The sequence below is a fragment of the Mesorhizobium sp. Cs1321R2N1 genome, assembly GCF_037179725.1.
GTDB lineage: Bacteria > Pseudomonadota > Alphaproteobacteria > Rhizobiales > Rhizobiaceae > Mesorhizobium > Mesorhizobium salmacidum.
Map to the genome: position 1 here is coordinate 1 of NZ_JAPYKP010000202.1, position 7661 is coordinate 7661.

The 7661-nt window shown below is 61.4% G+C and carries 6 protein-coding genes and 1 pseudogene; 1 reads left to right on the plus strand and 6 read right to left on the minus strand.

All coding sequences use genetic code 11. From position 1 onward, the window contains the following. A pseudogene (locus O7A61_RS29720) lies at nucleotides 1-814 on the plus strand (AAA family ATPase); the annotation flags it as partial. 153 nt (nucleotides 815-967) lie between these two features. Here the strand turns inward: O7A61_RS29720 and O7A61_RS29725 are convergent. The 6 genes from O7A61_RS29725 to O7A61_RS29750 all read right to left on the minus strand — a co-directional run. Continuing rightward, complete coding sequence (locus O7A61_RS29725; protein ID WP_337132786.1) at nucleotides 968-1723, minus strand: GGDEF domain-containing protein; 756 nt, start codon at nucleotides 1721-1723, stop codon at nucleotides 968-970. A gap of 138 nt (nucleotides 1724-1861) precedes the next feature. After that, complete coding sequence (locus tag O7A61_RS29730) at nucleotides 1862-2524, minus strand: thermonuclease family protein (RefSeq protein ID WP_337132787.1); 663 nt, start codon at nucleotides 2522-2524, stop codon at nucleotides 1862-1864. A 46-nt stretch (nucleotides 2525-2570) separates the two neighbouring features. After that, nucleotides 2571-3770 carry a penicillin-binding protein activator gene (locus O7A61_RS29735; RefSeq protein ID WP_337132788.1) on the minus strand — a complete coding sequence of 400 codons (1200 nt, stop codon included), beginning with the start codon at nucleotides 3768-3770 and terminating at the stop codon, nucleotides 2571-2573. 97 nt (nucleotides 3771-3867) lie between these two features. After that, nucleotides 3868-4611: a lytic transglycosylase domain-containing protein gene (locus O7A61_RS29740; protein WP_337132789.1), complete on the minus strand. Its 744-nt coding sequence runs from the start codon at nucleotides 4609-4611 to the stop codon at nucleotides 3868-3870. Between the two features lie 28 nt (nucleotides 4612-4639). Continuing rightward, a complete protein-coding gene (locus O7A61_RS29745) occupies nucleotides 4640-5011 on the minus strand; it encodes a hypothetical protein (RefSeq protein WP_337132790.1) in 372 nt (123 codons plus the stop codon). Between the two features lie 60 nt (nucleotides 5012-5071). Further along, nucleotides 5072-7661: beta strand repeat-containing protein (locus O7A61_RS29750; RefSeq protein ID WP_337132791.1), on the minus strand; the 2590-nt coding region annotated here is incomplete at its 5' end.

Genomic DNA, 7661 nt, shown 5'->3' on the forward strand with positions numbered 1-7661 from the left:
CCGCGCCGAGGAACGGCTGACGGCGGCGGACGAACGCCGGCTCGAGGTCGAGGCGCGCATCCAGGAAACGCTGAACACGCCGCCGCATCTGGTCATCCGCCACACCGGCCTGGAAGCCGGCGACCCGATGCCCGAGATGGCCGAGATCGAACGCCAGTTGGATCGGCTGAAAATCGAGCGCGAACGGCTCGGCGCCGTCAATTTGCGCGCCGAGGAAGAGCAGAAGGAGCTTTCCGATCGCCTGGAGGCTATCGTGTCCGAGCGCGAGGACATCATCGAAGCGATCCGCAAGCTCAGGCAAGCAATCCAGAGCCTCAACCGTGAAGGCCGCGAGCGGCTGCTGGCCGCCTTCGATGTGGTGAACAGCCATTTCCAGCGGTTGTTCTCGCATCTGTTCGGTGGTGGCACGGCGGAATTGCAACTGATCGAATCCGAGGATCCGCTGGAGGCGGGACTTGAAATCCTGGCCCGTCCGCCCGGCAAGAAGCCGCAGACCATGACGCTGCTGTCGGGCGGCGAGCAGGCGCTGACGGCGATGTCGCTGATCTTTGCCGTGTTCCTGACCAGTCCGGCGCCGATCTGCGTGCTCGACGAAGTCGATGCGCCCCTTGACGATCACAATGTCGAGCGCTTTTGCAATCTCATGGACGAGATGGCCAACACCACCGAGACACGTTTCGTCATCATCACCCACAATCCCATCACCATGGCCCGCATGGACCGGCTGTTCGGCGTGACGATGGCCGAGCAGGGCGTCAGCCAGTTGGTCTCCGTCGACTTGCAGGCCGCCGAAGCGATGCGCGAGGCGAGCTGACGCCGACAGCGCCGAGGCCCAGTAGGATCTGCGCGTTGGCCCTCAGCCAAGGATCGTAGCGAAGGGATCGCGGGCGGTAAGCCACGCATTCAGGCATCGACTTTCCCGATTATGGCAAAAGTCGCGGCAAAACCGAACAAGTCTTGGAGGGCGTCAGGCTGAAGCGGGTTGAATGCGCGACAGTGCAAAACCGCCTTTGCCCGACAGGCTCTCTTCCGCCGGCCGGAACATGTCCTCGAAGTCCAGGTCCTGCTCGAAAACCACGCCTCCGACGGTGACGGCCAGGATCTCCTCGGCGCCCTGAGGGGCAAAATAGACCTGCGAGACACTGGCGCGGATACGCTCGCCAACCGTCCTGGCTTCGGCCTCGCTCGTTCCGGGAAGGAAGACGCCGAACATGGACGCGCCTATGCGGCCGACGACGTCTTGCGAGCGCACGCAAGAGCGGATGGTCGAGGCTATGAGGCGCAAGGCTTCGTCGCCCCAGCTCAGGCCGAAACGCAGATTGATGGCGTTCAGATGTTCAGGATGAACGACCAGGAAGGCGCCCGATCGCTCGCCAGGTGGGGAAGACCTGATTGCCCGTCTCTCGATCAGCGACGTGAAAACCTTGCCGTTCAGGCAACCGGTCAGCGCATCGAAGGTCGCGGCCCTGTTGAGTTCCCGCCTATAGCGACGGATCTCGGCCAGTTTCAGGCCTATGAACACAAAAAGCGGCAGGCAGATCACCAAAGGCAAAAGCGTTGCGGTGATCATGCCGCGCCCGAAAGGCGTCAGCGTCTCGCTGAACAACAGCAGGTAGTTCAGGATCAGGGAGACGCACAGGCTGCCGATGGTCCCAAGGAAAGCCAACCAGGCGACATTCTTCCATTCGTGATGGGCCGGGACATCAGCTGCTGCGTTGCTCATCGTCGATCTCCGTTCGAACGCCAAGCATAAGACCGGCAAGTTACGATTTCGGTTTCGAAGAACAATACAATTTGAGACGTATCGCCAGCTTTCTGAACAGACGATGCGGCCCTTTGTGGCGAATCCGGTTGCTGCCGCCTACGGGGGACCGAAGATTCCCATCTCCGCCGTCCTCGCTGTTGCTTCGGCCTTGCCATAGATGCCGCCCGGCAAGGCCAACGCCCAGCCATTCGATACGAGCCAGGCGCCGACATCCTGTTTGCCCAGCCTGCATGTCGCCGCGACAGGGAAGCGGTCGACCGCCGGAGGCACGAAACAGCTCAGCGCCCGCCCGCGCATCCAGTTGTTGAAAGCCGCGCGCGCCCGCTGCCCGCAAGGCCAGGCACTCTCGTGAAACAGGCAGACCCTGTCGGTCGCAACGCTTTGGGTTCCGCTGATGAACAATTTCCGCCCCATGGATTCGAAACCGGCCGACGACGTGGCCACCGGACGATACAGCGGTGTTTCCTGCCAATCCTTAGGCATCGATGGCTTGGGTTGTGGGGCGAGACCGAGATCGCCAAGGGGCAAGCGAGGTTCCACCCGCTCCATGTCGGTCCCCTCGATCTGCGGCGGTGCGATGAGATCCTGGGCAATCTTGCGGGCTGAATTGACGATCGATCGAACCGGGTGCTGCGCGACTTCATCGCCGACATCCGGGGCCGGGTTGGTGACGGTCCGTTCGACAGGGAACAGGGTCGCCGCCCTGATCAGCAGCAGGATGCCGACGAGAAGCTCGAGGCTTGCGACGGCGATCATCATGCGAAGGCGTCCGGCTTGTCCCATCAGGCCGCCCGCGCCCAATTCGCTAGAAGCTGGACGTCGATTTGGCAACCGGTTTGAGCGCGCCTTTTTCAATCCGGTAGAACGGCATCGAGCGTTCGCTGGATCCATCCGCGCGGAACCTGAACAAGCCGGTCGATCCGCGAAACCCACTCCGGTTCTCGAAAACCTGCCTGTTGAAACCGTTAGGTCCGGCAGCGCTCGCGATCCCCGCGGTCAGGGCAACCATGTCATAGGCATAAGCGACATTGACGTCGGCCTGGTAGTTGAAGGTTGCCTTGAAACGATCCGAAATCGGACCTGTTTCGTGTTGATCGAGCGTCGCGATATAGGCGCCTTCGAAAAGTGGACTGGTCGGGTGCTCCAGCCAGCGGTTCGTGCCAATCACGGAGGTCGATTTTCCAGGAATGCCCTTTGCCTTCAGGGCGATCAGGATTGGCGACGGATTGCTGTCGCCGCTGGCAACGATCACGGCATCGGGAACGTCCACCAGCGAGCCCATGTCCGTCACCGCCTTTGCCGCGCTGTCGGCGATCGTATAGGGTATGGTGATGGCAAGGGCGGCTCCATACACGCTGAGGCTGTTGGCGACCCGCTTCTCCATGATGTCGGCACTCGCGCCCGCCGGCACCAGCAGAACGAACTTCTTGCCGCCCTTGGCCGCGATCGCGCCAGCTCCCGCGGCCGCGCTGTCCGCCTCGCTAAGGCATACCGCATAGACGCCCGGGCCACCGGCAAAATTGTCCGCAAGGGCCAGGACCACCGGCCGGTTTGAGCCCGACAATTTGGCGACATGCTGCGCCGCCGGCAGTTCGGTCGGACCGATGACCACTTTCGCTCCCGACGTAATGGCCTTTACCGCCAGTTGCTGGGAGTAGGTCGCGTCTCCCCTTGTGTCCTCGATGGTAAGCGTCAGCAGCGGGTTGCCGAGATCAGTCATCGCGAGCTTGGCGGCGTCGAGCATCTTTCTGCCGTTTTCGCCTGCGGATCCGGAGGCGGAGAGGGGCAGCAGCATGGCGACTTTTGTGGGGCCGGTGCCGAGAGACTGCGTTGTCAGGCTTGCATTGGCGACAGCAACGGCAGCCGGCTGATTGGGGGCCTGGATGGCAGCGGGATCGAGCGCGTCGGACACCGCGCCTTTCGATTGGCAGCCGAGCAACGACATAGCCAGCATGGAAGCGACCACCCATGTCCGCGGGCCGTGGACCGGCCGGTCAAATTCCATTTTCTGCTCCCACCCTGTCTGCCGCGCATGGCGACGACGTGTCTTTCCCGGTCTCGTCCGCACGATATATCATGGCGGCTCCATTGGACCGAAGTGCTCAGTCACGGAACAGCTCGGCCCTGAGCGCTTTGATGCGTCTGGCCTGCTCCACGGTTCGATAGTCGGCACATCTCATATAGCGTGGGCCGGGCACGAAAAACCTGCGCACACAGACACGCTTTGCCCCTGTCGGCATGCTTTCCTGCGAAAGGGCGGAAAACCCGAATGTCGCCACAGGCAACGGCCCGGCTACCTCCAGGCCATCCCTTGCCAGTATGGCTCTCGCACGCTCGCAATAGCGAACGGAAAGTGCCGAGAACCGGGTCTCGTTGTGGCCAGCGCGATATTTCATCACGGTCGTGCACAGATCGCCGCCGGCGAGCTTGTTCGCGAGCGCCAGATACTCGACGCCAAACGCGATATTGGTCGCGGGCGCGCTGAGATTCTCGAGCGAACCGCGAAAGCCGAGCATGCGCGCGGTCGCCGGCATGACTTGCATCAGTCCGATTTCTCCAGCATCCCCGCGTGCGTCAGGATCGAAGCCGCTTTCGATCTCGATCACGGCATGCGCCAGTGCCGGTTGAAGACCGTAGATCGATGCCTGACAGGTCGCGAACGCCTTGTAGGTCTCGCGCGACCACTGGGATGCGGCGCTGCAGTGCGTCCGCCGCGTTGCGATGGCTGATGTTGCCTGGTCGACGGAAGACGGCTCGAATTCCCTGGCTGGCGCCGCCGGCACCAGCCAACCGGTCAGCGCAATCGCCCCGGCGATCACGGCGAGCGATGCGCGATCGCCAATCATCGGACCCGCCGGCGCGCTCTCGCTGCGGTCAGTTCATGTACTCGACCATGCGATCGTGAAAACACTCGCACTTGTTGAGCGTGTCTTCGTCCTTGTAGTTGGTCTTCAGGTAGCCATAAGCCATGCCGCACGCGACCTTGGCTTCCGATGCCCAGACGAAGACCGGCCGGGATGAATGGATCCATTCCGGGCTGTTGGCGACGGCGACCGACTCGTCCATCAGCTTCACGACCTGTTTCGTGAGGTCGACCGTGTTGTCGGTCAGCACGAGATTGGACGTTCCAACGGTGCGGCAATAATCGGCCGTCGGGCCTTCGATGATATCGGCGGCATAGCCGGCCGACCCGGCCGTTAACAACAGCACCGCAGCCGAAACCAGCAGTCTTGCAGAACGTTTCATGATGAGCTCCCCTCTATATTCTCAATGTATAACATAGTTATGCGACCGTGTGCCATGGCGTTAGATCGTGATGGGATGTTGTACGTGCGCCGTGTCGTCGTAAAGCAGATTAATGGTGCCGGCTGCAGGCGCGTTCTGCAAGACGGCAACATCCACGAAATTGGCACCGCCGGCTGCACCATTGGCATCGACGCTGAGCGTGTGCGACGTCGAATCGTATTTCACGAAGTCAGCAATATTGTCCCCTGGCGCCGTATCGAACAGGGCTGTCAGGTCGATCTTGTCGCCTTGGCCGCCGTTGTAGTCGACGATGAGATCCTTTATGTCGAGCCCGTCGAGCTTAAACGTATCGGCGCCCGTGCCGCCGGTCATGGTGTCCTGGCCCGAACCGCCGACGAGCGTGTCGTTGCCGGAGGCGCCGATGAGCGTGTCGTTGCCAGAGCCGCCATAAAGCGTGTCGTTTCCGTCCATACCTGTGAGTGTATCGATACCCCGTCCTCCGGACAGGATGGCATCGTGTCCATTGATACCGGTAAGGATGTCGTTGCCGTCTTCGCCAAACAGGGAAGACTCGGTTGTCGTTGTCGCGTGCGTATCGGCACCAGCTGTACCGTGCCAGGTGCTTGCATCGGGCGAAAGATGTGCCGTCAGCGTGCTTGTGATCGAGTCACCGTCGCCATCCTTCGCGGTGACAGGCATCGAAATGTCAAACGGTGTCGCGGCATTGGCCGTCGTGAACAGCGGCGAAGTCAACTTGAACGTGTTGGTCCCACTTAGCCCCGAAATCTCCATTGCGCTGAACGCGTCGCTGCTCGCCGTCACAGTAAATGTGTCGCCATTTCCGAGGTTAGTCAGGGTGATGGTACCGTCTGCGTTGTAGGTTACGATGGGCGCGGAGCCTCCGGAATTGTTTGCCACCGTGACGCTAAGGAATTGAGCTGTGCCCTCGTCCCCGTCGCCGACGTAGGTGTGGTCGTTGTCGGCATTCACGCCCCGTATCATGAGCGTGGCGGCACCGCCGCCACCGGCGTCAACGGTGCTTGTGAAGCTGCTAACTTCGTAGTGGTCGGTGAAGTTGCTTCCGGCGACGGTACCGTCTGTCGTCGCGTTGTGGACGAAATCGAATCGGATCGTCTCGCCGCTTTTGATGCTATTGCCGTCGGCAACGCCAAACTCACTGTTGTTCGTATTTACGCTATTGCCTCCGTTAGCTGTGACCAGAAGGTCGTTCTGTGTGGCATCTGGCCCATTCAGAACGATTGCCCCGTTGTTGCTGCCGCCAGGATTGGAAAAACTGGCGCTGCTAAACTGACTACCTGCAAACAGCGACCCGGTCTGAGCGTATGTCCAGGTATCCGTCACTGGATCGAGTGTCGCCGTGAAGGCAAGGTCGCTTCCGTTCGCGGCAGACGTCCGTCCCTCCACCGTATGCGCATCGGTGACATGGAAGAAGACCTGCTCGCCATTGAGGAAAATGTTCAAGCCCGTCGTGTCCGTGACGGCACCACCATCCGTCACATTGAACACGACGCTGCCGATTCCATCCGCGCCGGCGCTCGGGCCGAAATTGATTTGTTCCGTGAGCGTTGCGTGGCTGGCATTGTCCACGAAGATTGTATCCGGCTTGAACGGCAGCGGAGCGTCGTCCAGAACCGTCAGGTTGACCGCGCCGGAAACGTGATCGCCGCTGGTGTCGGTTGCCACCACCTGGAGGCCGTTGATGGCGATGTTGCCGGAGCCCGCGGCATGCTGGAGCTGATCGGTCAACGTTGCGGTCACCACCGGAGTGAGTGAGCTGTTGGCGGCTGCGTTTGTATTCGACAAGGCCAGATAGACGAATGCGCCAAGGTCCACGCTGCCAACCGTCTGGATTAAGTGTCCGACCAATTCCCCGCCGACCAAACTCCAGGACAGCGTGTAACCGGAAGCCAGACCCGAAACCGTCGGTGCCACCCACTTTGAAGCGTCGGTCGGGTCGGCGAAGGCAACGGAAATCGCTTCGCCTGATGAGGTGAAGGTGATCCCGCTGTTTGCCTGCGCCGTCTCGCCACGGCTGCCTGGATTGGTGCCGGTCACGACACCAGCATGAAGATCCGCCGGCAACGAGGCATCCTGCGTCGTGTCGAGCGCGGCCTCGTTCAATGTAAGCGAGGCGGTGCCGCCGCCTGACGGGACCGTATTGGTCTGGACATTCAGCGTTACCGTTGCCGTCGACGTGTCGCCGTCGCCGTCCTTGATCGTGTAGGTGAATGAGTCCGATCCAACGTAGACGCCCGTTGGCGTATAGGTGAACGTTCCATCATTGTTGTAGACCACCGTGCCGTGGGCGCCGTTTGTGGTGACTGTGACCTGGCCTGACGTTGGAGCATTGTCCGTATCGATGCCATCGGCGCCAAACTTGTCGTTGGCGAGCAAGCCGGTGAGAACCGTGGGTCCCGTAACAGTCAACGCCCAGGTATCATTGACCGCCACCGGCAGGTCGTCGTCGATCACCACCGTGAAGCTGGTGGTTCCGGTGGAGCCGTCGGCGTCGGTCACGGTGGCTGTGACGGTGAAGCCGAGATTGTCCTCGAAGGCCGTTTCCACCGCGCCGGTGGAGGGGTCGTCGTGAACCGGATGCGCGACCGGCTGGTTGAGGGCCGCCGTATAG

Bases quoted from the DNA above. Each gene is read 5' to 3' on its own strand.
- O7A61_RS29745 (WP_337132790.1), bottom strand. From the start codon at position 5,011: ATGAAACGTTCTGCAAGACTGCTGGTTTCGGCTGCGGTGCTGTTGTTA.
- O7A61_RS29740 (WP_337132789.1), bottom strand. From the start codon at position 4,611: ATGATTGGCGATCGCGCATCGCTCGCCGTGATCGCCGGGGCGATTGCG.
- O7A61_RS29735 (WP_337132788.1), bottom strand. From the start codon at position 3,770: ATGGAATTTGACCGGCCGGTCCACGGCCCGCGGACATGGGTGGTCGCT.
- O7A61_RS29725 (WP_337132786.1), bottom strand. From the start codon at position 1,723: ATGAGCAACGCAGCAGCTGATGTCCCGGCCCATCACGAATGGAAGAAT.
- O7A61_RS29730 (WP_337132787.1), bottom strand. From the start codon at position 2,524: ATGATGATCGCCGTCGCAAGCCTCGAGCTTCTCGTCGGCATCCTGCTG.